The 2,382-nt window shown below is 37.9% G+C and carries 5 protein-coding genes; 2 read left to right on the top strand and 3 right to left on the bottom strand.

All coding sequences use genetic code 11. From position 1 onward, the window contains the following. Positions 1-140: 140 nt before the first annotated feature. Positions 141-701: a 5-formyltetrahydrofolate cyclo-ligase gene (locus WAX46_RS15605; protein WP_312887876.1), complete on the bottom strand. Its 561-nt coding sequence runs from the start codon at positions 699-701 to the stop codon at positions 141-143. A 47-nt stretch (positions 702-748) separates the two neighbouring features. Further along, positions 749-898 carry a 50S ribosomal protein L33 gene (gene rpmG, locus WAX46_RS15600; RefSeq protein WP_008360061.1) on the bottom strand — a complete coding sequence of 50 codons (150 nt, stop codon included), beginning with the start codon at positions 896-898 and terminating at the stop codon, positions 749-751. 431 nt (positions 899-1,329) lie between these two features. On the opposite strand from rpmG, the gene WAX46_RS15595 reads away from it, so the two are divergent. Next, entirely contained in the window at positions 1,330-1,677 is a 348-nt protein-coding gene (locus WAX46_RS15595; RefSeq protein WP_336494312.1) for a hypothetical protein, read from the top strand. Further along, on the top strand, positions 1,674-2,174 hold the full coding sequence (locus WAX46_RS15590) for an endolytic transglycosylase MltG (protein ID WP_226569903.1): 501 nt from the start codon (positions 1,674-1,676) through the stop codon (positions 2,172-2,174). The genes WAX46_RS15595 and WAX46_RS15590 overlap by 4 nt, the downstream gene beginning before the upstream one ends. A 63-nt stretch (positions 2,175-2,237) precedes the next feature. Here WAX46_RS15590 and WAX46_RS15585 read toward each other — a convergent pair. Then, the coding region (locus WAX46_RS15585) for an IS3 family transposase (protein ID WP_336493244.1) at positions 2,238-2,382 on the bottom strand (145 nt) is incomplete at its 5' end.

Genomic DNA, 2,382 nt, shown 5'->3' with positions numbered 1-2,382 from the left:
AATTCTTTAGAATAGTGTTGAAATTGTTGTCCCTTTCTAGCCATAAAAAATCCCCTCCAAGTATAGTGTAACAGCCAAGATATGTTCTTGGGCTTTTTACACTGTCTACTTAGAGGGGATAATATCAAAGTAGCGGACTTTTACTTTAGATAGAATGTACCTTTTTCACTCACAATCATAGACACAGGTATGTCATGCGTTTCAGCCGGCACATGCTCTATTTGCTGTACAGACAAGCAAAGAGCGAGCGTTACGCCGTGATAGTCAGCTAAGTATCGGTCATAATAGCCGCCCCCATATCCAATGCGGTAGCCTTTTTGATCAAAGCATACACCTGGCACTATCATTAAATCGATCGCCTGTTTATGTACATCTGCAGAGGTTTCAGGGTCTGGTTCTGTTAGTCCAAAATAGCTGGATTTCATTTTGGTGTGCGGCGTATATTCATAAAACGTCATATCTTTCGTATTAGGAAAACAGGTTGGCACACACACTGTTTTCCCCTCCTGCCACGCCTTTTTCATCAGAGGTCTTGTAGATACCTCTTTTGCTCTGGACATGGTCAGCGCAATCGTTTTCGCCTGTTTCCATGCTGTTAATTGAAACAGATGCTCATACAGTAAAGCCGTGTTACGCTCAAATTCTTCAGGGCTCATCTGATCCAGCTTTGCTAATATTTGAAGCCGCAGCTCTTTTTTCACACGGATCATCTCCCATCATAAAAAACAGCAGGAAAATTCCCTGCTGCTTACTTTGTTTCACGATGTAAAGTTTGTTTTTTATCACGTGAGCAATACTTTTTGAATTCAACGCGATCTGGATTGTTTCGCTTATTCTTTTTAGTAATATAGTTACGCTCACCGCATTCAGTGCAAGCTAGAGTAATATTTACGCGCATGTTTTTCCCTCCAAACTAAAATCAATTCACATTCAGACCTAACTATAATACCACTTCTAGCTTAGGAATGCTAGAATGTTTTTTTCATCAAATTTATTTTTCAAAGCATTCCCATCTCCCTTCTCCTCCTTGCACTGTCATTTGATGAATAATCGCTTACTCCCCTATAAAAACTCAACCTTTATCGTACTGTATACATGAGAACCTCTCTTCTATCCACAGTCTTATTTTATTTTGACAATGAGTGAGGTTTTCATACTCATTTCACCTGTAAAAAGAAAAATGATGAAAAAAAGGTGATTTTCTTCAGCAATTCCTTTTGAAACTAGCTTTTTTATGGTATAAAAAAGAAGGGTCGAAAACTGTCTGAAACAATTATGAAAGTCTTTTTTGACTTTCAGCATTAAAATATGAATAAAAGGTGATGAAACATGGAAATTGCAATTATCGGATTGCTTGTTATCAGTATTGTACTGATCGCATTCTCATATTTTCAAAGAGAACCGATTAAAGAAGTAGAGCAGGAACTTGAAACACTTCAACTATCTGCAATGCAAGAAATCTATAAACTGAAAAAGAAAATGAAGGTTCTTGAAGAAGAATTACTTGAAACAAATATCGTTGTCCGCAAACATTCAGAAATTGATCCATCAATTGCGAGACAAATCATTTCAAAACATCAAAATGGCATGTCTGCTGAGGCGATTGCACGCGCAGAGCATGTGTCTGTAAAAGATGTCAACATGATCATTAAAGACAACGAGAGGGTGCTTGTATGACAAAAAAAAGCATCCAAACCTTTGCAGCGGGTATGATTCTTGCAACTGGTGTTCTAGCCATCGTGTTTTTTCTCACTGGAAAAGATGAAGCAGCAGCTGATACAACAACAAAAGAAACCCTCGTAGCTAAAGTGACAGACACTGACGTGAAAAATTATTTAGACTCTAAAAAAGAAGTATCCATCAGCCGTGAAACGTATCAGCAGCTTCTTGATTATAAAGAAAAAGCGCTGAAGGCAAATGAAGACGGCGATTCTAAGAGCGACAAACAAACAACAGAAAATCCAAAGAGCAAATCTATAAAATTCGTAATCAAAAATGGCATGAGCACAAGTGATGTTTCAGACATGCTTGAAAAGGACGGAATCATTAACTCGTCTAAGGATTTTAATGATTACGTGATTGACGCAGGCTACCACAAAGAAATTCGTGCCGGCAAATTCAATTTAAAAACAGGTATGACGTTCAAACAAATCGTCAAAGTCTTAACAAAATAACAACAAAAACCCCCTGGCGGCACGGGACTGACCCCCGTTTTTGAGACAGGGATCAAAACACCTTTATACAGCCAATTGCCGATAGTTTATCGGTGATTGGTTGTTTAGTTTTGTTTGAATACGAATGTTGTTATAATAATAAATGTATTCTTTGACAGTGCGTTCTACGATGTTGGTCGTAGTTCGATCAATCCTGTTAAGATAGAAC

The sequence above is a fragment of the Bacillus sp. FJAT-53060 genome (assembly GCF_037104745.1).
Classification (GTDB): Bacteria; Bacillota; Bacilli; order Bacillales; family Bacillaceae; genus Bacillus; species Bacillus stratosphericus_B.
The sequence above is the reverse complement of the archived record's forward strand: the minus strand, read 5'-3'. Positions and strand labels throughout refer to the sequence as shown.

Excerpts from the sequence above, each read along its gene's own strand:
- rpmG (WP_008360061.1), bottom strand. The coding sequence starts at position 898 with ATGCGCGTAAATATTACTCTAGCTTGCACTGAATGCGGTGAGCGTAAC.
- WAX46_RS15595 (WP_336494312.1), top strand. The coding sequence starts at position 1,330 with ATGGAAATTGCAATTATCGGATTGCTTGTTATCAGTATTGTACTGATC.
- WAX46_RS15590 (WP_226569903.1), top strand. The coding sequence starts at position 1,674 with ATGACAAAAAAAAGCATCCAAACCTTTGCAGCGGGTATGATTCTTGCA.